This window comes from Telluria sp. LT2P34 (assembly GCF_059685915.1).
In genome coordinates this window covers 167,006-190,336 of record NZ_JCASIN010000005.1, presented here as the reverse complement: position 1 = coordinate 190,336, position 23,331 = coordinate 167,006, and the positions used below count along the sequence as shown (strand labels likewise).

Here is a 23,331-nt window from a genome sequence, read left to right as displayed (position 1 = left end):
CATACGTCTTAGAGTGTTGCGTTCACCAGTTGAATCCACGGCCGGTAGCAGACCTACTGCACTTGCGACAAGAACAGGCGGGCAGGTGATTTGCCCTGCCCCCTCAACGGCCAATCCTCCTGGTCGAATTACTTCTTGACCTCGACAGCGGCCAACTGCCTGTTCTGCTCGTCAAGCCAGATCTTCAACGGCGCAAAATAGTCCAGCAAGGCCGAGCCGTCGATCTTGTCTTCGCCGGTCGCCGCTTTCAGTGCCTCCTGCCAAGGCTTGCTTGCGCCCATTTCCAGCAGGGTTTGCAATTTGGCACCTGCTTTCTGGCTGCCATAGATGGAGCACTGATGCAGCGGTCCTTTGTATCCGGCCTCAGCACATAGCGAACGGTGCAGCTGGAACTGCAACAGGTGGGCCAGGAAGTAGCGTGCGTACGGTACGTCGGCCGCCACGTGGTACTTGGCGCCGGCATCGAAACCGCCCGCGGCCATCGGCGCGGGTCGGCTCACGCCCATGTACTGCTCCCGCAGCTGCCACCAGGTCTTGTCGTAGTCGTCCGGCTTGACCTTGCCTGCGTACACATCCCAGCGCCATTTATCCACCGAGTAGGCAAACGGCAGGAAGGCAACCTTGGACAGGGCCACCTGCAGCAGTTCGCCGATGTCGGCGTTGGTCTCGGGCGCCTTGTCCATGAAACCGAGCTGCTGGTAATAGCTTGGCGTCATCGACAGCGCGACCGTGTCGCCGATGGCTTCGTGGAAGCCATCGTTGGCGCCGTTCTGGAACAGGATCGGCTGCTTCTTGTAGGCCAGCTGGTAATAGGTGTGGCCCAGCTCATGGTGGATGACCTTGAAGTCTTCGGCGGTCGGCCTGATGCACATCTTGATGCGCACGTCGTCCAGGCGGTCCAGGCTCCAGGCCGATGCATGGCACACCACCTCACGGTCGGTCGGCTTGGTCAGCAGGGAGCGCGTCCAGAAGGTTGGCGGCAGTTTCGGCATACCGAGCGAGGTATAGAAACGCTCGGCATACTGCGTCATTTCCTTGGCCGAGGTCTTGCGCTCGACCAGCACTTTGCTCAGGTCGAAGCTGCTTGCGCCGGTCGCCGGCTTGAGCAGCGGATAGATGTGCTGCCAGTCCTGGCTCCACATATTGCCGAACAGATGGGCCGGCACCGGACCGCTGGCCGGTACCACGGCCGCGCCGTAGTTCTGGCGCAGCTTCAGACGGGCGTAGGTGTGCAGCGATTCGTACAGCGGCCTGACCTGCTGCCACATGCGCTCCATCTCGGCGGCGAACTGCTCGGGCTTCATGTCGTACTGCGAGCGCCACAGGGCGCCGGTGTCGGCGAATCCCATTTCTCGCGCACCCTTGTTGGACAGCACCACATAGTCGACATAGGTCTGCTTGTAGCCAGGGGCCTGCTGGTGCCAGCCGGTCCAGGCGTCCTTGAGCTTGACAGGATCGCGGCTGGTAGCCAGGACCTTTTCCAGCTCACCCAGCGCCAGGCAGGCATCCTGCGACCCGGCCGGGCAGTACTTGGCCTTGCCGTAGGCGCCCGACAGGGCGGCCTGCTTGCTGGCGTAGTCGGCACGCTCCTTCGGATTCGACAGCATCAGCGTCAGCTGCAGCAGCTTGAGCTTGCGCGCCGCGTCATCCTTCAGCTTGAGGCCATTGTAGCGGCGCGCGGCGAGGGCTGCTTCGCCCTGCGAGTTCAAGGCCTTTTCCCCGAAGTGGGCCGCGATCGCTTCAGTGTCGTCGGTGATGAAATTCGCACCGATCCATTGCGCGCGTACGATGTCCTCGTATTCGTCGGCGAAGCGGGTTTCGGTGGCCGCTAAAAACTTCTCGGCCTCGGCCACCGCCGGCTTGGCCTTCGGTGCAGCCAGCGCGCTGGTAGCTGCGGCGATGGCGGTAAGCGCGAACAGCGCGGCGAGGCGGGATGGGCGTGGCAGTTTCAAACTTGTCTCCTTTGTTGGACGGCTGGCTTTGTTGTACAAGGTTGCCAACAGTATAGCTAAGCGCTGCCGCTGCAAGGAAGTTTCGGCCGGTTCCGGCTATCTGAACCATGCTCTGGGTATGGCTCTGCGGAAGCTCCGATGGTGGCTACTTCTAGCGGTTGAACTGACGTGGCAACGGCGTTCGGCCCAGAGCGGGCCTACAAGCTTAAGGTTGAACGATGCTGTCCAACGCCCGAATTTCTTCAATTCGCAGCTCCGTGAGCCAGAGCGAGTCCACTATCAAAATTGCTTCGTTCGCTACTGGCGTCCCGATAACGCCTGCGCGCTCAAGTGCGCGATCACAGACAGTTCGACTGTCAGCTCGTATCCCCCTGCCGCTCGCTATCATGAATGATCCGCCACCAAGCCGAGGTTGGTACAACAACGAAACCAGCCGCGATCCTTAGAAGCGGCTTTCATCTCGTCCGCTTCTGGCCGATTGCAGTGGTAGCATCCGCTCCCGAGCCGGCCGCGGACGATCGTTGGTGACCCAAGCGGCCATACAAGCCAATGGCTAAAATTGCCCAAATTTCGCAACCTGCTGGTCGTTAGCAATACCGTAGGAAATAGCCATAGCAAGATCAGGCTTGCCATTGACTCCCTTGATCAATCTACCGCGAGTTACATACATTCTCGAGCCCACTGAATGCTCACGAACGAATGTCTTCCCCGCAAAAATCGCAGTGTAGTCCGCCATGTACTGACTCAAGAGTTCATCTGGCACTACGTCGGCAAGATACTTTCCTTCAAAATCTGAAGCTTTCATTCCTGCGTCGAGAAGCCCGCTGCCCCCTGCCAGGACGTAGCGAAAATGATGGTCGAGCACAAAGACAGCTGCGTCAGGAATGTGTTCAGTGAGTGCGCGGAAGAGTACGACTCCCCCTGAAAGCTCGGGTAGCTCGGCGGTTTGCTTGTTTCTTACCGACGGGGGTGTTGTTTGGCTTGTCACGATGGCCTCGGCTATAGTTATACACGTCGCAACCTCGCATGATAGCCGAGTGTATTGACAGCTGCTGGGTGAGCCTTGGCAATTGTGGCTAAAACCTCCACTGTTTGCAGTTGTTCGCACGAACAACCAGGTCCGCTTGTGCTCGAAAGCCGGCGACCCTACACGCGCAGTACGAGTCCGTTTGCAGTCACGACAAGCAGGAGGTTTCACCCACCCTATGGATGTTCCGCGTCCACATGCACCTTCTCATGCCGGATCAGGTAAATCCCGCTGCCAATGATGATCGCTGCCCCCAGCAGCGTGTACTCGTCGGGCAGGGTCTGCCACAGTAGCCAGTCGATCGCCACGCCCCAGGCCAGCGCCGAGTATTCGAAAGGCGCGACCACCGATGCTTCGCCATGGCTGAAGGCCTCGGTGATGGCCAGCTGGCCGAAGAAGCCGCTGACGGCCAGGCCAAGCAACAAAGGAATGTGGACCGCGTCGACCGCCACCCATGAAGGCAGCGCCAGTACGGTGGCGCCAATGGCCATCATCAGCATCAGCCAGAACATGATCTGGGCACTGCTGTCGCTGCGCGCGAGCACCCGGGCGCCGATCGCGGAGATCGCGTAGCACACGGCCGAACCGAGGATGGCGAGGCCGCCGAGGGTCAGGACGCCGCCGCCTTCCGGGCGCAGCACGACCAGCACGCCGGCCATGCCGACGGCAATCGCAATCCAGCGCGCCAGGTTGACTTTTTCCTTCAGCACGAACACCGACAGGGCCGTGATCAGGGCTGGCGCGATGAAGAAGATCGAATAGGCTTCGGCCAGCGAGAGTTGTTTCAGGCCGTAGGCGAACAGCGCCAGCATCGCGATGCCGACCACAGCGCGCAACACCTGCAGCGACCAGCGGACATTCAGCATGGTGGCAAAGCCGCCGCGCCAGGCGACCCAGGCGCACACCAGGGGCAGCGAGGACAGCGAGCGCAGGGCCGCCACCTGCATCGCCGGGTAGTCCTCGGCGAGAAGCTTCATCGCCGTGTCCATCAGCGAGAACATGAAGACGGCGATCATCATCGCGTAGATGCTGCGCAGGTTGCCGCTCAGGTTTCCACCAAGTTTATTCATAGGTCGATAAGAAAAACGGCGCCGCAGCGCCGTTGAGTAAAACAGAAGCCGGCGATCAGCCCAGTTGCTTGAGCATCGTTTCGGCGTTCGACACATCGAAGCCGCCGCCCTGCTCCACGTTCAGTTGGGTGACGACGCCGTCTTCGACCAGCATCGAATAGCGCTGGGAGCGGGTGCCCATGCCGTGCTTCGAGAAGTCGGCGTCCAGGCCGAGGGCCTGGCTGAAGGAGGCGTTACCGTCGGCCATCATGCGCACGATGCCGGTCGACTGCTGCTCGCGGCCCCAGGCGCCCATGACAAAGGCGTCGTTCACCGAGATGCACCAGATTTCGTCGACGCCCTTGGCCTTCAAGGCGTCGGCGTTGGCGACATAGCCCGGCACGTGCTTGGCCGAGCAGGTGGGCGTGAAGGCGCCAGGCAGGCCGAAGATGGCGATTTTTTTGCCTTTGGCCAGTTCGCTGACCTGGAAGGTATTCGGGCCGAGCGAGCATCCTGCGGTTTCCGTTTCGATGAATTCGGCCAGGGTGCCTTCCGGCAGGCGGTCGCCAATCTTGATCGTCATGTGCTACTCCTCAAGTGTTATTTTGGTAAGCCTGCAAGTATGCCTGATACCGCCAAGGCTTGCACGGGAGGGGCCGGCCCATAAAAAAACCGGGACTGGAGCAAATGCTCCAGTCCCGGTTTTTATCAAGCTTTGAAAAGCTTAGTCAGCCTGCTTGCGCAGGAAGGCCGGGATGTCGTAAGTCTCGACACCGTTGTTCTGCATCGCACGGACCTGCTCCGAGGCCTGCTCGCGGCGCCACACGGCTGGCTGCTTCATGCCGTCGCCGGCGCCAACGCTGGCCGAACCCATGGTCATGCCGCCGGTCAGCGGCGCGGTGCCCATCATCGGCGCGTTGTAGGTACCGGTGCGCAGCACCTGCTGCGGCTGCACCAGCTGCATCTTCTTGGCTTTACCGAGGCCGGTGGCGACCACGGTCACGCGGATCTCGTCGCCCATGGCGTCGTCGTAGGCGATGCCCTGGGCGATCGATGCGTCCGGAGCGGCAAAGGCGCGCACGGCGGCCATGACTTCCTTGATTTCCTTGCCCTTCAGGCCACGGCTGGCGGTGACGTTGACCAGCACGCCCTTGGCGCCGGACAGGTCGATACCGTCGAGCAGCGGCGAAGCGACTGCCTGCTCGGCGGCGATGCGCGCGCGGTCCACGCCCGAGGCCGTGGCGGTGCCCATCATGGCCTTGCCCTGTTCGCTCATGATCGTTTTCACGTCGTTGAAGTCGACGTTGATGTGACCCGGCACGTTGATGATCTCGGCGATACCGGCGACGGCGTTGTTCAGGACGTCGTCGGCGTGCTTCATCCAGTCGATCATCGATTCGTCTTCGTAGATCTCTTCCAGCTTTTCATTCAGGATGATGATCAGCGAATCGACGTGCTTGGACAGCTCTTCCAAGCCTGCCTCGGCGATGTCCATGCACTTCTGGCCTTCGTACGAAAACGGCTTCGAGACCACGGCCACGGTCAGTGCGCCCATCGACTTGGCCACTTCGGCCACGATCGGTGCGGCGCCGGTGCCAGTGCCGCCGCCCATGCCGGCCGCGATGAAGACCATGTGCGCGCCGCGCAGCGAGTCTTCGATGCGCATGCGGGTCTGCTCGGCCAGCTGGCGGCCGACTTCAGGACGCATGCCCGCGCCCAGGCCGGACTCGCCGATCTGGATGATGTTGTTCGCGCTCGAGGCAGCCAGCGCCTGGGCATCGGTGTTGGCGGCGATAAACTCCACGCCCGACACACCTTTATTGATCATGTGCTGCACCGCGTTGCCGCCTGCACCACCCACGCCGACTACCTTGATCACCGTTCCCAGTGCTGCGTTATCGACCATATCGAACTCCATGATGTCACTCCTAATTTTCAATGTGCTATATCCATGCACCAAACCTCATAAGGGTATCAGGCCTAGCGCTTGGATACAGCTTAGTAATATAAAAATATGTGTTTTGTTTCGAATCAAATACGTTAAAACTAATGCGTCTACTTGCTGCTTAGAAATTCCCTAAAAACCATTCCTTCATTCTTTGCCAAACCGCCTTCACCGAGCCGTCCTGCCTTGTCACGATATGGCCGCGTTCGTGCTGTTTTTTCGCTTCCAGCAACAGGCCGAGCACCGTCGCGTAACGCGGGCTGCGTACGACGTCGGCCAGCTGGCCGCGGTAGTCCGGCGTTCCCAATCTCGTCGGTTTCAGGAACATGTCTTCCGCCATTTCGATCATCCCGGGCATCATCGAGGTGCCGCCGGTGATGACGATGCCCGACGACAGCACGCCTTCGTAGCGCGATTCGCGGATCACCTGCTGCACCATCGCGAACAGTTCCTCGACGCGCGGTTCGATGACGGCGGCCAGCGCCTGGCGCGACAGGGCACGCGGTCCGCGGTCGCCCAGGCCCGGCACTTCCAGGGTTTCGCCCGGATCGGCTAATACCTGTTTTGCCACGCCGTAGCGCAGCTTGATTTCCTCGGCTTCGCTGGTCGGCGTGCGCAGGGCCATGGCGATGTCGCTGGTGATCTGGTCGCCGGCGATCGGGATCACGGCCGTGTGGCGGATCGCGCCGTCGGAGTACACGGCGATGTCGGTGGTGCCGCCGCCAATGTCGATCAGGACCACGCCGAGTTCCTTCTCGTCGATCGTCAGCACGGCGTCGGCCGAGGCCATCGGCTGCAGGATCAGGTCCGACACTTCCAGGCCGCAGCGGCGCACGCACTTGACGATGTTCTGCACCGCCGAAACGGCGCCGGTGACGATGTGCACCTTCACCTCGAGGCGGATGCCGCTCATGCCGATCGGCTCGCGCACGTCTTCCTGGTTGTCGACGATGAATTCCTGCGGCACCGTGTGCAGCAGCTGCTGGTCGGTCGGGATGTTGACCGCTTTCGCCGTCTCGATCACGCGCGCGACGTCGGTCGGCGTGACTTCCTTGTCCTTGATCGCCACCATGCCGCTCGAATTGAACGAGCGGATATGGCTGCCGGCGATACCGGCATACACATTGCGGATCTTGCAGTCGGCCATCAGCTCGGCTTCTTCGAGCGCGCGCTGGATCGATTCGACGGTGGCCTCGATGTTGACCACGACGCCCTTCTTCAATCCTTTCGACTCGGCCTGACCGAGGCCGATCACCTCGTGGCGTCCGTCGGACATCACTTCGGCCACCACCGCCACCACCTTGGAGGTGCCGATGTCGAGGCCGACGATCAGGTTTTTCGCGTCTTTTGTCATTGCTCGCCTGCTTAGATGTTCTTTGTAGTCTTGTTAGTAGGAGTTTTCTTTTTTGCCGCGGCCTTCACAGGCTTGGTGGCATCCGTCGGCACCGTCAATGCCGCCGAAGACAGCGCCAGCCCGTTCGGGTAGCGCATGTCGATCGTATCGATGCGGCCTTCCTGCAGCCTTGCAACCAGCTGCGGGTAGACCGCGACCAGGCGCTGCACGCGCGCCTTGATCGTATTCTTGTTCGGCTCGCGTCCCAGCTCCACGCTCATCCCGTTGTCCAGCTTCACCGTCCAGGCATAGCGCGACGACAGCGACAGCTGCTGCGGCACCAGCTTGACCGGGGCAAACCAGGCGCGCAGTTCGGCAAAACGCGCCAGCACTTCCCGTTCGCTGCCGGCCGGGCCGACAAAGGCCGGCAGTTCGTGGTCGTCGTCGGCCTCGGCCAGGTTGGCCGTGAAGACGTCGCCCTTCACCGACAGCAAACGCCCTTCGCCCCAGGTACCGAGCGGCTCGTGCTCTTCGACTTCCACGATCAGGTTGCTCGGCCATTCGCGGCGCACCGTTGCGCGGCGCACCCAGGGCACCGCTTCGAAGGTCGTGCGCACCTGCTCCAGGTCGGTCGTGAAGAAATTCCCGCGCAGCTTGCCCAACACGCTGTTGCGTACCGTCAGTTCGTTCACGTGCTTGAGCTGCATGCCGTACAGGCTTTCGACACGCACTTCGCGCAGCGTGAACATCGGCCGCTGCGACAGCCACCACACCCCCGACGCGATCGCGGCGAGCAGCGTCGCCGCCAGCAGTGCGCTGGCGGTGGCGTTGAGGGCGCGTACGTCATGCCACATAGTCTTAGCCTTGTGCCTTTACCATCTTGCAGCGTGCCGAGCGCAGGATCTCGATGCACAGGTCTTCGTAATCGATGCCCACCGCGCGCGCCGCCATCGGCACCAGCGAGTGGCCGGTCATGCCCGGCGAGGTATTCACTTCCAGCAGGAACGGCCGCATGTCGCTCTCGCGCACCAGCACGTCGACCCGGCCCCAGCCCTCGCACCCCAAAGCGCGGTAGGCGTCGACCGCGTGCTTCTGGATCTCGGCGGTCAGGGCAGCGTCGAGCTGCGCCGGGCAGTGGTACTGGGTGTCGTCCGTAAAATACTTGTTCTGGTAGTCGTAATTGCCTTGCGGGGCGATGATTTCGACGATCGGCAGCGCACGCGCGCTCTTGCCCGAGCCGAGCACGGCGACGGTGAACTCGCGGCCGGTGACGAATTCCTCGGCCAGCACGGTTTCGTCGAAACCCGCGGCCAGGCTGACCGCCGCTTCGAACTCGTCGGCCTGTTCCACTTTCGTGATGCCGATGGTCGAGCCTTCGAGCGGCGGCTTGACGATCAGCGGCAGGCCGAGTTCGGCCACGATGGCGTCCAGGTCGTCGCCAGGCACGACGGTCGCGTAGCGCGGAGTCGGAATGCCCTTCGAGAGCCAGATGATCTTGGTCGTGATCTTGTCCATGCCGACCGACGAGGCCATCACGCCGCTGCCGGTGTAGGGAATGCCGAGCTGCTCGAGGGCGCCCTGCAGGCTGCCGTCTTCGCCGTAACGGCCGTGCAGCGCGATGAAGACGCAGTCGAATTTTTCAGCGGCGAGTTCGGCGATGCTGCGCTCGGCCGGGTCGAAGGCATGGGCATCGATGCCGCGGCTTTTCAAAGCCTGCAGCACACCGGTGCCGGACATGATCGAGACGTCGCGCTCGGCCGAGCGGCCGCCGAACAGGACGCCGACTTTGCCGAAATTGGTGATGGTGTCGCTCACGATGGAACCTTTGAAGAAGTCAGTTGCTCAGTTAATTTTGCTGGCACGCCGCTGATCGAGCCCGCACCCATGGTCAGGACGACGTCGCCCGGGCGCGCCACCTGGCGGATCGCGTCGGGCATGTCGGCGATGGTTTCCACGAAAATCGGTTCGACCTTGCCGCCGGCGCGCAGCGAGCGTGCCAGGGCGCGGCCGTCGGCGCCGACGACCGGCGTCTCGCCAGCCGCATACACCTCGGCCAGCAACAGCACGTCGGGCGTGGCCAGCACCTTGACGAAGTCTTCGAACAGGTCGCGCGTGCGGCTGTAGCGGTGCGGCTGGAAGGCCAGCACCAGGCGCCGGCCCGGGTAGGCGGCGCGCGCCGCGGCCAGCGTCACTTCGGTCTCGACCGGGTGGTGGCCGAAGTCGTCGACCAGCGTGAAGCTGCCGCCGCCCTCCAGCGCCACCTCGCCGTAGCGGGTGAAACGGCGGCCGACGCCGCGGAACTCGAGCAGGCCCTGGGCGGTGGCGGCGTCGTCGATGCCGATTTCGCGGGCGATCGCAATCGCCGAGCAGGCGTTCAGCACGTTATGCATGCCTGGCTGGTTCAGCACGAATTTCGTGTCCGCATAGCCGTCCTGGCGCACGGTGAAATGCATGTGCACGCCGTCGGCGTAGGCGTCGAGGGCGCGTACCTGAGCGTCCTCGGAGAAGCCGTAGGTGGTGACCGGTTTCGTCACCTGCGGCAGGATCGAGCGCACGTGGCGGTCGTCGATGCACAGCATGACGCGGCCGTAGAACGGCAGGCGGTGGGTGAAGTTCACGAAAGCGGCCTTCAGCTTTTCGAAGTCGTGCTCGTAGGTCTCCATGTGGTCGGCGTCGATGTTGGTGATCACTTCGATCATCGGCGACAGGTTCAGGAAGGAGGCATCCGACTCGTCGGCCTCGGCCACGATGTAGTCGCCGGTACCCAGCTTGGCATTGGCGCCGGCGCTGGTCAGCTTGCCGCCGATGACAAAGGTCGGGTCCAGCCCGCCCTGGGCCAGCACCGAAGCGACCAGGCTGGTGGTGGTGGTCTTGCCATGGGTGCCGGCAATCGCGATGCCACGCTTCAGGCGCATCAGTTCGCCGAGCATGATCGCGCGCGGTACCACGGGAACTTGCGCGGCGCGGGCGGCGATGACTTCCGGGTTCGCCTCGTTCACGGCGGTCGAGGTGACGACGGCGTCGGCGCCGAGGATGTTATCGGTGGCATGGCCCAGGTAGACGCGCGCGCCGAGGTCCTTCAGGCGGTTGCTGGCCGCATTGCTCGACAGGTCGGAGCCCGACACTTTATAGCCGAGATTGAGCAGCACTTCGGCGATGCCGCTCATGCCGCTGCCGCCGATGCCGACGAAATGAATGTGCTTGATCTTATGTTTCATTACTGTTGTTTCTTCGTCAGTTGTTCCAGCACATTCGCTATTTGTTCGTTCGCGTCGCGTTTTCCTACGGAGCGCGCCGCCCCTGCCATCTCGAGGCAAGCCGCGCGCGTCAAACCCTGCAGCAGCTGGGCCACGCGCTGGGCCGACAATTCGCCCTGCGGCAGGTGGACGGCAGCGGCCTGCCCCGCCATCCAGACCGCATTGTCGCGCTGGTGGCCGGTGGTGCTGGCAACAAACGGCACCAGCACGCTGGCCACGCCGGCCGCCGTCAGCTCGGACACGGTAATCGCCCCGGCGCGGCAGATTACCAAATCCGCGGCCGCATAGGCGGACGCCATGTCGTCGATGAAATCGACCACGGTCGCTTGCACGCCGGCGGCGGCATAGGCCGCACGCAAGGCGTCGATATTTTTCTTGCCCGACTGGTGGGTCACGACGGGACGCACATTCGCGTCGATCAGGGCCAGGCCAGCCGGCACGCTGTCGTTGAGCACCTTCGCGCCGAGGCTGCCGCCGACGACCAGCACCCGCAAGGGACCGCTGCGCCCGGCAAAACGTGCGACGGGCGCCGGCAGGTCGAGGATGGCCTGGCGAACCGGGTTGCCGGTGACGACGGCCTTGCCGGCAGCGGCGCCGAAATTCGCCGGGAAGCCGAACAGCACGCGGGACGCCAGCGGCGCCAGCGTCTTGTTCGACAACAGCAGCGCAGCGTCGGCATTCACCAGCGCCAGCGGAATGCCGCGCACGCGCGCCATCATTCCGCCGGGGACGGTGACATAGCCGCCCATGCCGAGCACGACGTCGGGCTTGCGCTGGCCGAGGTAACGCAGGCAGGCGCCAAACGCGGCGACCATCTTGAAGACGCCCTTGACGGAGTGCCCGATGCCCTTGCCGCGCAGGCCGGCGAAATCGATGGTGTCCATCGGGATGCCGTGCTTCGGCACGAACTCGCCTTCCATGCCGTGCGCGGTGCCGAGCCAGCTCACTTCCCAGCCGCGCTCGCGCATGGTCTGGGCGATCGCCACGCCGGGGAAGATATGGCCGCCGGTACCGGCCGCCATGATCATCAAGCGTTTCATTGGCTTGTTCAAATTCGTCCTCCCCGCATCAACACACGGTTTTCGTAGTCGATGCGCAGCAGGATCGCGAGACCCACGCAGTTGATCAGGACGCCCGAGCCGCCGTAGCTCATCAGGGGCAAGGTCAGGCCTTTGGTGGGCAGCAGGCCCAGGTTCACGCCCATGTTGATGAAGGTCTGCACGCCGATCCAGATGCCGATGCCTTTCGCGGCCAGGCCGGCGAAGAACTGGTCGAGGGCGATGGCCTGGCGGCCGATGTCGAAGGCGCGTTTCACCAGCCAGTAGAACATCGCCAGCGTGATCAGCACGCCGATCAGGCCCAGCTCTTCGCCGATCACGGCCATGATGAAGTCGGTATGCGCTTCCGGCAGGTAGTGCAGCTTCTCGACGCTGTTGCCCAGGCCGACGCCGGTGATCTCGCCGCGCCCGAAGGCGATCAAGGAATGGGTCAGCTGGTAGGCCTTGTCGAGCGCATTATCTTCCTGCCACGGGTCGAGGTAGGCGAACATGCGCGCGCGGCGGAAGGGCGAGAGCGCGATGATCGAGGAGAACACCACGACCAGGATGGCGCCGATGCCGCCGAACCAGATCATGTTGAAGCCGCCCAGGAACAGGATGCCCATGGCGATGCAGACGATCACGCCAAAGGCGCCCAGGTCCGGCTCGAGCAGGAGCAGCATGCCGACCACGCCGACGGCGAAGGCCATCGGCATGAAACCCTTGGTCAGCTTGTGCATGAACTGCTGCTTGCGCACCGTGAAGTCGGCGGCGTACAGCACCACGACGATCTTCATGATTTCGGACGGCTGCACCTGGAACAGCTTGAAGGACAGCCAGCGCCGCGCGCCGTTGACGACCACGCCGACGCCAGGAATCAGCACCAGGATCAGGAGGATCAGGGTCGCGACGAACATCACCGGCGCCATCTTCTGCCAGAACGCGACCGGGAAGCGGAAAGCGACATACGCGGCAATGATGGCCGCGATCACGAATGCGGCCTGCTTGTACAGGAAGTACTCGTGGCGCCCGTTCAGGTTGGTGAACTTGGGCGAGTCCGGCAGCCCGATCGAGGCCGAGTACACCATCACCATCCCGAACAGCATCAGGATCAGCGTGATCCAGACCAGGGGCTGGTCGTAATCCATCATTTTCGACGGACGCGCGCGCTCGGAGACGGCGTCGGCGCTGGCACCGAGGAATTTGAAGGGCAGCTGGAAAGCCATCAGATTTCCACTCCCTTATCCAAAGCGAGCTCGCGCACGGTATCGACGAACACCTGCGCGCGGTGCGCGTAATTGGTGAACATGTCGAGACTGGCGCAAGCCGGCGACAGCAGCACGCAGTCGCCCGTGCGCGCAAGACCCGCGGCGCGGCGCACGGCCTGCGGCAGGTCATCCATGTCGAAGCACGGCACGCCGGACGGTTCGATCGCCGCGCGCACAGCCGCGGCGTCTTTCCCGATCAGGAGCACGGCGCGCACATGGCGCGACACCGGCTCGGCCAGCGGCGCAAAATCCTGGCCCTTGCCGTCGCCGCCGGCGATCAGCACGATCTGCTGGTTGTCGCCGACAAAGGCTTTGCCGAGGCCGAGCAAGGCGGCCACGGTGGCGCCGACATTGGTGCCCTTGCTGTCGTCGTAGTAATCGACATCCATGATGGTGGCGACCAGTTCCACGCGGTGCGGCTCGCCGGCATACTCGCGCAGGCCGTGCAGCAGGGGCGCCAGCGGCAGGCCCGCGGCGCGGCACAGTGCCAGCGCGGCCAGCGCATTCGAGGCATTGTGGATGCCGCGGATTTTCAGGGCGTCGGCCGGCATCAGGCGATTCACGCTGAATTCGACGGCCGGCGCGGTTTCGCCTTTTTTGAGTTTTTTCTCGACAGTTTCGCCGGCAATGGCGGTCGACAGCCAGAGCACGCCGCGCTCATTGACCAGGCCCATGGCGCCCGGCGCATCCGGTTCGCCGGTGCCGAAGGTGGTGACTGGCGCACCCGGCGCGGCCATGGCCATGACGGTCGCGTCGTCGCGGTTCAGCACCCGGATCGTGTCCGCGCCAAAAATGCGCGCCTTGTCGGCGGCATACGCTGCCATGTCGCCATGCCAGTCGAGATGGTCCTGGGTGATGTTCAGGACGGTCGCGGCATCGGCGTTCAGGCTGAAGGTGGTGTGCAGCTGGAAGCTCGACAATTCGAGCACCCAGGCCTGCGGCAGCGTGCCGCCTCCGCGTACGGCGTCATCCAGCGCTTCGCGCAGCACGTCGAGCGCGGCCGGGCTGATGTTGCCGGCAACGCGCGTCTCCAGGCCGGCGCGGCGGCACAGCAGGCCGGTGAGGCTGGTGACCGTGGTCTTGCCGTTGGTGCCGGTGATCGCGATCAGCTTCGGCGCATAGCCGCGCTCCGCCTTCAAGGCGGCCAGGGCTTGCGCGAAGAGTTCGATTTCGCCCCAGAGCGGAACGTTCGCGTTCTGCGCGGCCGGGATGATCTCGGCCAGTTCCTTGTTCGGCGCCAGCCCCGGGCTGACGGCCACGAAATCAACGCCTTCGACCAGTGCGGCGGTGAATTTTCCGTCAACTGCGTTGCCGGCCACGAATTCGGCAGCGGGCACGGTCTCGCGCAGCGCGGCCAGGCGCTGCGGCTCTGCACGCGTATCGGCCACGCGCACGCGCGCGCCGCAACGGTGCAGCCATTGCGCCATCGCGAGCCCGGATTCCCCGAGCCCCAAGACCAGTGCGAGTTTGCCGTCGTAATTCATCAGCGCAGCTTCAGGGTGGAGAGACCGACGAGGACCAGCACCATCGTCACGATCCAGAAGCGGACCACGACCTTGGTCTCTTTCCAGCCCTTTTGTTCAAAATGGTGATGCAGGGGCGCCATCAGGAATACCCGCCTGCCGGTGCCGTAGCGCTTCTTGGTGTACTTGAACCAGGTCACCTGGATGATCACCGACAGGGTTTCGGCGACGAACACGCCGCCCATGATGAACAGGACGATTTCCTGGCGCACGATGACGGCGATGGTGCCGAGCGCGCCGCCCAGGGCCAGGGCCCCGACGTCGCCCATGAACATCTGTGCCGGGTGGGCGTTGTACCAGAGGAAGGCCAGGCCCGCGCCCGCCATTGCGCCGCAGAAGATCATCAGCTCGCCGGCGCCGGCGATATAGGGAATGAGCAGGTATTTCGAATACACGACGTTACCGGTCAGGTAGGCGAACAGGCCTAGCGCGCCGCCCACCATCACGGTCGGCATGATCGCCAGGCCATCGAGGCCGTCGGTGAAGTTGACGGCGTTCGAAGTGCCGACGATCACGCAATAGGTCAGCGCGATGAAGCCCCACACGCCCAGCGGATAGCTGATGGTCTTGAAGAAGGGGACGATCAGGTCGGCCTTTGGCGGCAGGTCGAGCGAGAAGCCGGACTGCACCCAGGCCCAGAACAGCTGCGCCACGCCCCATGGCGTCGAGGCCGAAACCGAGAACGCCAGATACAGCGAGGCGGTCAGGCCGACCAGCGACATCCAGAAGTATTTTTCGCGCGAGCGCATGCCTTCCGGGTCCTGGTAGACCACCTTGCGGTAATCGTCGACCCAGCCGACGGCGCCGAAGCCGAGCGTGACGATCAGCACCGGCCAGATCAGGCGGTTCGACAGGTCGCACCACAGCAGCGTGGAGATGGCGATCGAAATCAGGATCAGCACGCCGCCCATGGTCGGGGTGCCGTGTTTTTTCAGGTGGGTCTGCGGACCCTGGGTGCGCACCGCCTGCCCCACCTTCATCTCGGTGAGCTTGCGGATGACGGCCGGTCCCGTGAACAGGCCGAGCGCGATCGCGGTAATCGTGGCGAACACCGCGCGGAAAGTGATGAAGTTAAAGACACGCATCGGACCGATATAGTCCTGAAGGTATTGTGCAAGCCAGAGAAGCATTTAGTGGGCGTCCTTGCCAGTGTTTGTGGAACCAATCAGGTGATTGACGACGCGTTCCATCTTCATGAAACGCGAGCCCTTCACCAACACAGTTGCCTCAGAATTGCCGCCCAGTTGCTGGTCCAGTGCTGCCAATAATGCGTCGAACTGCTCGAAATGCTGTGCGCCCGTTGCCACCAGGTGGCGTGAGAGTTCGCCCGTCGCCAGCACCGTCTCGATGCCGCGCGCTTGCGCATAGGCGCCGATCTCTTCGGTGAACTCGCGGCCCTGCGTGCCGACCTCGCCCATGTCGCCGATGACCAGCAGGCGCGGCGCCGGATAGGCTGCCAGGACGTCGATCGCGGCGCGCATCGAATCCGGATTGGCGTTGTAGGTGTCGTCGATGACGACCGCGCCGTTGGCGGCCTGCTTGCGCTGCAGGCGCCCACCCACCGGCGCGAAGCTTTCCAGCCCGCGCACGATCGTGTCCTGATCGATGCCCGCCGCCAGCGCGCAGGCAATCGCGGCCAGCGCGTTGCGGACGTTGTGCTCGCCGGCTGCGGCCAGTTTTACCGCAAAGGCGCCGTCCGGGGCCGTGACTTTCAAATTGTTACCAAATCCGGTGCTGGTGAAGCTGGCGCGCACGTCGCAGCTGTCGCTCAGGCCGAAAGTCATGCTGCGGCAACCTGCCGCCAGCCCTTGCCACAGCGGCGTATAGATGTCGTCGCCCGGGTAGACGGCCACGCCATTTGCTGGCAGCGCTTTGAACACGGAACCGTTCTCCAGCGCCACCGCTTCCACGGTGTGCATGAATTCCTGGTGCTCGCGCTGGGCGTTGTTCACCAGCGCGACGGTCGGCTCGGCAATCGCGGCCAGGCGGCCGATCTCGCCCGGATGGTTCATGCCGAGTTCGACGACAGCGGCGCGGTGCGCGCTTGTCAAGCGCATCAGGGTCAGCGGCACGCCGATCTCGTTGTTCAGGTTGCCCTGGGTTGCCAGGCGCGCTTGCTCGCCGACCGCGGCGGCCAGGATTGCGGCGATCATTTCCTTGACGGTGGTCTTGCCGTTGCTGCCGGTGACGCCGATCAGGGGCAGCGCGTACCGGCGGCGCCAGGCATTGGCGATGCGTCCCAGCGCGACCAGCGTATCGGGCACGACCAGCGCCGGCAGCGTCCAGCCTTCCGGCAGGCGCTCGACGACGACGGCGGCGGCGCCGTTGGCGGCGACCTGCGCCAGGAAGTCATGGGCGTCGAAGTTCTCGCCGCGCAGGGCGACGAACAGCGCGCCCGCGCCGGCCTTGCGGCTGTCGGTCGACACCGACTCGAAAGCGGCATCGGCGGTGATGCTGGCGCCGTCGATGGACGCAACGATGTCTGCGAGCGAACCGCGCATCAGCTATTCCTCATCATGGTCATGCGCGCGGACAGGGCCAGCGCGGCGTGGTCGGCGTCGGAAAACGGCATCTTGCGGCCCTTGATTTCCTGGTAGGGCTCGTGGCCCTTCCCGGCCAGCAAAATGACGTCCGCCTTGCCCGCGTTCTTCACGGCCGACAGGATGGCGGTGGCGCGGTCTTCGATGGTTTGCATGCGCGAAGCTGCCTGCGCCGGGTCCATGCCGGCGACGATCTGTTCGATGATGGCGGCCGGCTCCTCGCTGCGCGGGTTGTCGCTGGTGACGATCGCCTGGTCGGCCAGCTGGGCGACGGCGCCCATCTGCGGGCGCTTGCCCGGATCGCGGTCGCCGCCGCAGCCGAACACGCACCACAACTGGCCATGGCGCTCGTCCGCCACCTGGCGCAGCGCGCCCAGGGTTTTTTCCAGCGCGTCCGGCGTGTGCGCGTAGTCGATGACGACCAGCGGCGCGTCCTGGCCGCCGGCCTGCTGCATGCGGCCCGGGGCCGGCACCAGCGCTTCGAGAGCCTCGACCGCGTTTTTCAGGGCCACGCCCTTGGCCAGCAGCGCGCCCAGCACGGCCAGCGCATTGCTGATATTGAAGTGGCCGACCAGCTGGGTTTTCACGACCGCACTGCCGGCGCTTGATTCGAGCTGGAATTCGCTGCCCGCCGGACGGCTGCGTTTATTTGTAGCGCGCAGGATGGCGACGCCGTCGATGGCCGGCTGGGTGGCGGCGTCGTGCAGGGTGTAGCCGGTGAGCGCCAGGGTCGGGTTGGTGGCGCGCAGTTGCGCGACCAGCCGTTGCCCGGCCGGATCGTCGAGGTTGATGACGGCATGCTGCAAGTCGGGCCAGGCGAACAGTTTCGCCTTGGCCGATTCGTAGCTGGCCATGTCGCCGTGGAAGTCCAGATGGTCGCGCGTCAGGTTGGTGAAGATCGCGACGTCGAAATGCATGCCGTCCGTACGTCCCAGCTCGAGTCCGATCGACGACACTTCGATGGCGAGGGTACGGGCGCCGGCTTCGCGCACGGCGGCCAGGCGGCTGGCCAGCAGCACCGCGTCGGGCGTGGTGTAGCCGGTCTCGATGAACTCCGCTTCGGCCCTGCCCTTGTAGACGCCGACACCCAGGGTGCCGATCACGGCGGCGGTCTCGCCCAGCTTGGCAAACGCCTGGCCGAGCCAGACCGCGATCGAGGTCTTGCCGTTGGTACCGGTCACGCCGACGGTGAACATGTCGGCGTCGGGCTGGCCGAGGCAGGCGTGGGCGATGCGGCCAGCCTGCGGCTTCAGGCCGGGCACGGCCAGGTGCGGCACGGCCAGGCTCTCGTCCCAGGCGAAACCGGTGTCGTCATAGACCACCGCGGCGGCGCCGGCGTCGAGCGCGGCTTGAATGAAGCGGCGGCCGTCGGCCGTATCGCCGGGGTAGGCAAAGAAGACGTCGCCCGGCGCCACCTGGCGCGAGTCGGATACGAGCTTGCCGCCGGGTGCGGCAGCGACGACCCAGCGTGCGATGTCGTGGTGAGCTGGAAGCATCACAGGCCCTCCTCGAGTGGGATTTCGGGAATGATGATGTCGGTGACCGACGAATCCGGCACGATGTTCGCGGCGCGCAGCGCATTCGCGGCCAGGTCGGCGGCGGTCGGCGCAGCGACGTTGCCGCCCTGGCGCAGCGCGCCGCGCGGGTTGTCGACCATGACGGCGATCACGAAGCGCGGCTTGGACATCGGCGCGATGCCGACGAAATAACCGATGTTGTCGGTTTTCGAATAACGGCCGGCTACGATCTTCTCGGCGGTGCCGGTCTTGCCGCCCACGCGGTAGCCCGGCACCTGGGCCCTGGAGGCCGTGCCTTCCGGGCCGACCACCGATTCGAGCATGGTGCGCACTTGCGCCGCGGTCTTCGGCGAGATCACCTGCTGGCCGACCGGCTCTTCGGTCACTTTGACGAAGGAGAGCGGGATGATGTCGCCATTGCGGGCGAAAATCATGTACGAGCGCGCCATCTGCAGCAGCGACACCGACAGGCCGTGGCCGAAGGCCATGTTCGCGTATTCGATCGGCTTCCAGGATTTCCATGGGCGCACGCGGCCAGCGGTCGGACCCGGGAAACCGAAGCGCGGCGCCTGGCCGTAGCCGACCTTGGTGTACAGCTCCCACATCTGCTGCGGCGGGATCATTTGCGCGATCTTGACCACGCCGACGTTCGACGACTTCTGGATCACGCCGTTGGTGGTCAGCATCGGCTTCGGGTGCAGGTCGCGGATCGTCTTGCCGCCAACGACGATGCGCCCGCCTCCGGTGTCGAACACGGTATTCGGCGTGATGCGCTTGGTCTCCAGGCCGAGAGCTACCGTCAGCGGCTTGATCGTCGAGCCGGGCTCGAAGGTGTCGGTGATGACGCGGTTGCGCAGCTGGGCGCCGGTCAGCTTCCTGCGGTCGTTCGGGTTGTAGGTCGGGTAGTTGGCCATGGCCAGCACTTCGCCGGTCTGCACGTCGAGCACGACGGCGCCGCCGGCGTCGGCATTGAATTTCTCGACCGCGTTCTTGACGCTGGTGAAAGCGATGTATTGCAGCTTGCTGTCGACCGACAGGGTCAGGTCCTTGCCGTCGTGCGGCACGCGCACGATGCCCAGGTCTTCGACCACGCGCCCGAGGCGGTCCTTGATGACGCGGCGGCTGCCGGGCGTGCCGACCAGCGTTTTCTGCTGGGCCAGCTCCATGCCTTCCTGGCCGATGTCCTCGACGTTGGTAAAACCCACCATGTGGGTCATAACTTCGCCCTGCGGGTAGAAACGCTTGTATTCTTTCCTGGTGTCGATGCCGCGAATCTTCAGCTTCTCGATTTTGGCGATGACATCCATCTCCACCTGGCGCTTGAGATAGACGAAGGTGCGGTCGGAGTCGAGCTTCTTGCGCATCTGCGCTTCCGGCATCTCCAGCAGGCGCGCCAGTTCCGTGATTTTTTCCGGCGGCGAGGCCAGCACGTCTTCCGGCAAAGCCCATACGGCTTTCACCGGCAGCGAGGACGCGAGCACCTGGCCGTTGCGGTCCATGATCTTGCCGCGCGTGGCCGGCATGTCGAGCGTGCGCTCGTAGCGGCTCTTGCCCTGCTTTTGCAGGAAGCCGGTCGACATCGCCTGCAGCCAGACGGCGCGCGCGCCGAGTGCGGCAAAGGCGGCGAACAGCACGAACAGCATCACGCGCGAACGCCAGTCGGGCAGGCGCACGGCCAGCACCGGGCTTTTCGAGAACGCCATGCCTTTCGAGGCGGCCACGCGGCCGCTGCCGCTGCTGTTGCTGAAGGGTTTGTCGCGCTTCACGGTGCGCCCTCGGTCAGGTACTGGGTGCGGGCGGGCGTCAGCGGCGTCATGTTCAGTTCAGTGCGCGCGATCTGTTCGATGCGCTCGTTCTTGCCGAGGGTGGACTGGTCCAGCTGGAGCTGGGCCCAGTCGATGTCGAGCTGGCGCGACTGCCCCTGCATGCGCTCGAGCTCGGTGGTCAGCTGGCGCACCTGGTAGCGCGCGTTGACCAGGGTCAGGCCGCAGGCAACCAGGCCGGCCGCCAGGAAGATGTTGAGCTTGTTGCTGCTCATTAAGATGCATCCTCCAGGCGCTCGGCCACGCGCAGCACCGCCGAGCGGGCGCGCGGGTTGGCGTCCACCTCGGCATCGGACGGCTTGATCTTGGCGACCAGCTTCATCTGCGGCTGCGGCAGGTCGACCGCGCGGATCGGCAGGCGGCGGTCCGGCTGCGGCACATTGGCCTTGCTTGCCAAAAATTGCTTGACCATGCGGTCTTCGAGGGAATGGAAGCTGATGACGGACATGCGCGCGCCGGGACGCAGCATCGCGTAAGCGGCGCTCAGCCCAGCCTCGAGGTCCTCAAGCTCTTTATTGATGAAAATCCGGATAGCCTGAAAGGTACGGGTGGCCGGATCCTTGCCCTTTTCCCGAGTCTTGACCGTGTTTGCCAGGATTGCGGCAAGCTGTCGTGTGCTTGAAATTGGTTCGACTGCCCGGCGAGCAACAATCGCCTTTGCAATCTGAAAAGCAAACCGTTCTTCCCCATATTCGCGTATTACCTTTTCCAGTGTTTGTTCGGTCGCCGTGGCAATCCACTCGGCGGCCGAGATTCCTCGGGTCGTGTCCATCCGCATGTCGAGCGGGCCGTCGTTGCGGAAGCTGAAGCCGCGCGCGGCATCGTCCACCTGCGGCGACGAAATGCCGAGGTCGAGCAGGATGCCGTCGACCTGGGCGATGCCGCGCGCGGCCAGGCTGGCGCCCATCGTCGCGAAGCTGTCGTGGACAATCGAAAATCGTGGGTCGTCGATCTGCTCGGCCGTGGCGATGGCTTGCAGATCCTTGTCGAAAGCGATCAGGCGGCCGCTTGGCCCCAGGCGCGACAGCAGCAGGCGGCTGTGGCCGCCGCGTCCGAAGGTGCCGTCTATATAGACACCATCCTTGCGCCCACCCTCTTCGAGGTTGAGGCCGGCGATCGCTTCGTCGAGCAGCACCGTGCGATGCAGGAACTCTGGCACCGTGTTCGCAATCGTCATCGGTGCCTCAGAAAGAGAAATTGGAGAGTACATCGGGCATGCCGCCGGCCACGGCAGCCGCTTCGTCGGCGGCCAGCCTGGCGGCATCCCAGATTTCGAAGTGGCTGCCCATGCCGAGCATCATCACTTCTTTTTCCAGGCCGACAGCCGCGCGCAGCTCGGGCGAGATCAGGACGCGGCCGGCGCTGTCCAGCTCGACATCGCAGGCGTTCCCGAGGAAAATGCGCTGCCATGCGCGCGCCGACATGGGCCAGGCGGCGATCTGGTCGCGGTGGGTTTCCCACACGGGGCGCGGGAAAAACAACAGGCAGCCCTGTGGATGGCGGGTCAGCGTGAGGCGGCCTTCGCATTGAAGCGCGAGGGCGTCACGATGCTTTGCCGGTATTGACATCCGGCCTTTCGCATCGAGATTGATCGCTGACGCGCCTTGGAACACGTTGAACCTAGCTTTGGAGAGTTATCAGTTGAATTGTTTTGCGTGCCGGAGAAACCTGACTTCTCCCACAAAACTGCACTTTTTCACACTGTTTCCCACTTTAGAGGAAGGGTTGTGTCTGGTCAAGCGAATTCCAGTAGGAAAAACCTGAATTTTGCTAATGAAATGAAGGACTTAGCACGCTTCCCTCAAGCAGCGCTAAAGTAAAATACTCCGGAAAATTAAGCACTTAGGTAAAACAGTGAATGTGCTACCTCATCTGATTACCGCCTAATAATCTTTGCTTTTAGGAAAAATATTTGTCATTACACGGCTGAGCACACGCGAGGCCGGACGGCAAGCCGGGTCGGCAAGACAGTGCCGCACTGCACAGCAAGAAATTGCGATTTCATGCGCGCCGGGTTAGGATTTCCAGGCAAGGACTGTTGCCCGCATCGGAGACCTGCCGTGAGCATTGCCATTGCCCGTACCCGCCCCCTCTACGACCTGCTCGACGTGCAGGAGGCGCTCGAGCGCAGCCGCGGGCGCTCGCCCGAGCTCGATGCCTTTTATGAACGCATGCTCGATACCGGGCCGGAACGCTTCGTCACCACCCCCTCTTCCCTCGACGCGCTCGACCCGCTGTTCGCGGAATGCCCGAATTTCGACGACGTGCTGGACGACCTGGCGCGCTACCTGCGCCTGGCCCATGCCGGCAACAAGGGTGTCAACGTAATGCCGATCCTGCTGCTGGGCGGCCCCGGCGTCGGCAAGACCCATTTCGCCAAGCGCCTGGCGCGCGCACTCGGCACCGAGTGCGAGCTGATCAGCATGAACGCGCTGTCGGCCGGCTTCGTCATCACCGGCAGCTCGGCCAGCTGGCGCGGCGCCAAATGCGGCAAGGTCGCCGAACGCCTGGTGCGCGGCCAGTACGCCAACCCGGTGGTGGTGCTCGACGAAGTGGAAAAGGCGAGCGGCTCCTCGCAGTCCGATCCACTGGCCGCGCTCTACCAGCTGCTGGAACCGGAAACCTCGAAAGCCTTCCGCGACGAATTCATCGACGTCGAAATCGACGCCAGCCAGATCTTCTGGGTGCTGACGGCCAATTCGGTCGAGGGCATCCCGGCGCCGCTATTGAACCGGATGGCGGTGTACGAGGTGCTGGCGCCGACGCCGGAGCAGGCGGCCGGCATCGCCCAGCGCATGTATGCCGCGCTGCTGGGCGAACTGAACCTGGCTGGTTTCGATCCATGCCTGGCCGATGCGGTGCTCGAGCGCCTGGCCGGCGTGTCGCCGCGCGACCTGCGCAAGACCCTGCTCGACAGCCTGGGTTATGCGGTGGCGAACGGGCGCGGGCAGGTGCTGGCCGACGACGTGCGCCTGCGCCAGGCGCCGGGACGGGGGCGGATCGGGTTTTGACGTGCCCCATCGAAGCGGGACCGGCGCTAGAATAGGTTCATTTTGTCAA

20 protein-coding genes are annotated in these 23,331 nt (G+C 64.1%); 1 reads left to right on the top strand and 19 read right to left on the bottom strand.

Annotated elements, in window-relative coordinates; genetic code table 11:
• Positions 1 to 128 precede the first annotated feature (128 nt).
• The 19 genes from AC56KZ_RS15250 to mraZ form a co-directional block, all read right to left on the bottom strand.
• Positions 129 to 1,952: a M2 family metallopeptidase gene (locus AC56KZ_RS15250; RefSeq protein ID WP_497163025.1), complete on the bottom strand. Its 1,824-nt coding sequence runs from the start codon at positions 1,950 to 1,952 to the stop codon at positions 129 to 131.
• 553 nt (positions 1,953 to 2,505) lie between these two features.
• Positions 2,506 to 2,940: a PAS domain-containing protein gene (locus tag AC56KZ_RS15245; protein ID WP_497163024.1), complete on the bottom strand. Its 435-nt coding sequence runs from the start codon at positions 2,938 to 2,940 to the stop codon at positions 2,506 to 2,508.
• Positions 2,941 to 3,155: 215 nt separating this feature from the next.
• The gene (locus tag AC56KZ_RS15240) at positions 3,156 to 3,998 is read right to left on the bottom strand and encodes a DMT family transporter (RefSeq protein WP_497163144.1); all 843 of its coding nucleotides are present in this window, start codon (positions 3,996 to 3,998) and stop codon (positions 3,156 to 3,158) included.
• A 106-nt stretch (positions 3,999 to 4,104) separates the two neighbouring features.
• Positions 4,105 to 4,611, bottom strand: a complete 507-nt coding sequence (locus tag AC56KZ_RS15235; RefSeq protein WP_497163023.1) for a peroxiredoxin — start codon at positions 4,609 to 4,611, stop codon at positions 4,105 to 4,107.
• Positions 4,612 to 4,752: 141 nt separating this feature from the next.
• On the bottom strand, positions 4,753 to 5,946 hold the full coding sequence (gene ftsZ, locus AC56KZ_RS15230; protein WP_497163022.1) for a cell division protein FtsZ: 1,194 nt from the start codon (positions 5,944 to 5,946) through the stop codon (positions 4,753 to 4,755).
• Between the two features lie 148 nt (positions 5,947 to 6,094).
• Complete coding sequence (ftsA, locus tag AC56KZ_RS15225; protein WP_497163021.1) at positions 6,095 to 7,327, bottom strand: cell division protein FtsA; 1,233 nt, start codon at positions 7,325 to 7,327, stop codon at positions 6,095 to 6,097.
• 11 nt (positions 7,328 to 7,338) lie between these two features.
• Positions 7,339 to 8,160: a cell division protein FtsQ/DivIB gene (locus tag AC56KZ_RS15220; RefSeq protein WP_497163020.1), complete on the bottom strand. Its 822-nt coding sequence runs from the start codon at positions 8,158 to 8,160 to the stop codon at positions 7,339 to 7,341.
• A gap of 4 nt (positions 8,161 to 8,164) precedes the next feature.
• Positions 8,165 to 9,121: a D-alanine--D-alanine ligase gene (locus AC56KZ_RS15215; RefSeq protein WP_497163019.1), complete on the bottom strand. Its 957-nt coding sequence runs from the start codon at positions 9,119 to 9,121 to the stop codon at positions 8,165 to 8,167.
• Positions 9,118 to 10,524 carry a UDP-N-acetylmuramate--L-alanine ligase gene (gene murC / locus AC56KZ_RS15210; protein WP_497163018.1) on the bottom strand — a complete coding sequence of 469 codons (1,407 nt, stop codon included), beginning with the start codon at positions 10,522 to 10,524 and terminating at the stop codon, positions 9,118 to 9,120. The genes AC56KZ_RS15215 and murC overlap by 4 nt, the downstream gene beginning before the upstream one ends.
• Positions 10,524 to 11,603, bottom strand: coding sequence for an undecaprenyldiphospho-muramoylpentapeptide beta-N-acetylglucosaminyltransferase (gene murG / locus AC56KZ_RS15205; RefSeq protein ID WP_497163017.1), 1,080 nt, complete (start codon positions 11,601 to 11,603; stop codon positions 10,524 to 10,526). The genes murC and murG overlap by 1 nt, the downstream gene beginning before the upstream one ends.
• An 8-nt stretch (positions 11,604 to 11,611) precedes the next feature.
• Positions 11,612 to 12,826, bottom strand: a complete 1,215-nt coding sequence (gene ftsW, locus AC56KZ_RS15200) for a putative lipid II flippase FtsW (protein ID WP_497163016.1) — start codon at positions 12,824 to 12,826, stop codon at positions 11,612 to 11,614.
• The gene (murD, locus tag AC56KZ_RS15195) at positions 12,826 to 14,352 is read right to left on the bottom strand and encodes a UDP-N-acetylmuramoyl-L-alanine--D-glutamate ligase (protein WP_497163015.1); all 1,527 of its coding nucleotides are present in this window, start codon (positions 14,350 to 14,352) and stop codon (positions 12,826 to 12,828) included. Before murD ends, ftsW begins: the two co-directional genes overlap by 1 nt.
• Positions 14,352 to 15,521, bottom strand: a complete 1,170-nt coding sequence (mraY, locus tag AC56KZ_RS15190; RefSeq protein ID WP_497163014.1) for a phospho-N-acetylmuramoyl-pentapeptide-transferase — start codon at positions 15,519 to 15,521, stop codon at positions 14,352 to 14,354. Before mraY ends, murD begins: the two co-directional genes overlap by 1 nt.
• The gene (locus AC56KZ_RS15185; protein ID WP_497163013.1) at positions 15,522 to 16,892 is read right to left on the bottom strand and encodes a UDP-N-acetylmuramoyl-tripeptide--D-alanyl-D-alanine ligase; all 1,371 of its coding nucleotides are present in this window, start codon (positions 16,890 to 16,892) and stop codon (positions 15,522 to 15,524) included.
• The gene (locus AC56KZ_RS15180; protein ID WP_497163012.1) at positions 16,892 to 18,427 is read right to left on the bottom strand and encodes a UDP-N-acetylmuramoyl-L-alanyl-D-glutamate--2,6-diaminopimelate ligase; all 1,536 of its coding nucleotides are present in this window, start codon (positions 18,425 to 18,427) and stop codon (positions 16,892 to 16,894) included. Before AC56KZ_RS15180 ends, AC56KZ_RS15185 begins: the two co-directional genes overlap by 1 nt.
• Positions 18,427 to 20,151: a peptidoglycan D,D-transpeptidase FtsI family protein gene (locus tag AC56KZ_RS15175; RefSeq protein ID WP_497163143.1), complete on the bottom strand. Its 1,725-nt coding sequence runs from the start codon at positions 20,149 to 20,151 to the stop codon at positions 18,427 to 18,429. The genes AC56KZ_RS15180 and AC56KZ_RS15175 overlap by 1 nt, the downstream gene beginning before the upstream one ends.
• 59 nt (positions 20,152 to 20,210) lie before the next feature.
• Positions 20,211 to 20,486, bottom strand: a complete 276-nt coding sequence (gene ftsL / locus AC56KZ_RS15170) for a cell division protein FtsL (protein ID WP_497163011.1) — start codon at positions 20,484 to 20,486, stop codon at positions 20,211 to 20,213.
• Entirely contained in the window at positions 20,486 to 21,448 is a 963-nt protein-coding gene (gene rsmH / locus AC56KZ_RS15165) for a 16S rRNA (cytosine(1402)-N(4))-methyltransferase RsmH (RefSeq protein WP_497163142.1), read from the bottom strand. Before rsmH ends, ftsL begins: the two co-directional genes overlap by 1 nt.
• A gap of 7 nt (positions 21,449 to 21,455) precedes the next feature.
• A complete protein-coding gene (gene mraZ / locus AC56KZ_RS15160) occupies positions 21,456 to 21,884 on the bottom strand; it encodes a division/cell wall cluster transcriptional repressor MraZ (RefSeq protein ID WP_497163010.1) in 429 nt (142 codons plus the stop codon).
• 447 nt (positions 21,885 to 22,331) lie between these two features.
• Here mraZ and AC56KZ_RS15155 point away from each other — a divergent pair, with 447 nt between their 5' ends.
• Complete coding sequence (locus AC56KZ_RS15155; RefSeq protein WP_497163009.1) at positions 22,332 to 23,282, top strand: AAA family ATPase; 951 nt, start codon at positions 22,332 to 22,334, stop codon at positions 23,280 to 23,282.
• The last annotated feature ends 49 nt before the right edge of the window (positions 23,283 to 23,331 follow it).

Excerpts from the sequence above, each read along its gene's own strand:
- AC56KZ_RS15240 (WP_497163144.1), bottom strand. The coding sequence starts at position 3,998 with ATGATGATCGCCGTCTTCATGTTCTCGCTGATGGACACGGCGATGAAG.
- AC56KZ_RS15235 (WP_497163023.1), bottom strand. The coding sequence starts at position 4,611 with ATGACGATCAAGATTGGCGACCGCCTGCCGGAAGGCACCCTGGCCGAA.
- ftsZ (WP_497163022.1), bottom strand. The coding sequence starts at position 5,946 with ATGGAGTTCGATATGGTCGATAACGCAGCACTGGGAACGGTGATCAAG.
- ftsA (WP_497163021.1), bottom strand. The coding sequence starts at position 7,327 with ATGACAAAAGACGCGAAAAACCTGATCGTCGGCCTCGACATCGGCACC.
- AC56KZ_RS15220 (WP_497163020.1), bottom strand. The coding sequence starts at position 8,160 with ATGTGGCATGACGTACGCGCCCTCAACGCCACCGCCAGCGCACTGCTG.
- murC (WP_497163018.1), bottom strand. The coding sequence starts at position 10,524 with ATGAAACATAAGATCAAGCACATTCATTTCGTCGGCATCGGCGGCAGC.
- murG (WP_497163017.1), bottom strand. The coding sequence starts at position 11,603 with ATGAAACGCTTGATGATCATGGCGGCCGGTACCGGCGGCCATATCTTC.
- ftsW (WP_497163016.1), bottom strand. The coding sequence starts at position 12,826 with ATGGCTTTCCAGCTGCCCTTCAAATTCCTCGGTGCCAGCGCCGACGCC.
- murD (WP_497163015.1), bottom strand. The coding sequence starts at position 14,352 with ATGAATTACGACGGCAAACTCGCACTGGTCTTGGGGCTCGGGGAATCC.
- mraY (WP_497163014.1), bottom strand. The coding sequence starts at position 15,521 with ATGCTTCTCTGGCTTGCACAATACCTTCAGGACTATATCGGTCCGATG.
- AC56KZ_RS15185 (WP_497163013.1), bottom strand. The coding sequence starts at position 16,892 with ATGCGCGGTTCGCTCGCAGACATCGTTGCGTCCATCGACGGCGCCAGC.
- AC56KZ_RS15180 (WP_497163012.1), bottom strand. The coding sequence starts at position 18,427 with ATGCTTCCAGCTCACCACGACATCGCACGCTGGGTCGTCGCTGCCGCA.
- AC56KZ_RS15175 (WP_497163143.1), bottom strand. The coding sequence starts at position 20,151 with ATGGCGTTCTCGAAAAGCCCGGTGCTGGCCGTGCGCCTGCCCGACTGG.
- ftsL (WP_497163011.1), bottom strand. The coding sequence starts at position 20,486 with ATGAGCAGCAACAAGCTCAACATCTTCCTGGCGGCCGGCCTGGTTGCC.
- rsmH (WP_497163142.1), bottom strand. The coding sequence starts at position 21,448 with ATGACGATTGCGAACACGGTGCCAGAGTTCCTGCATCGCACGGTGCTG.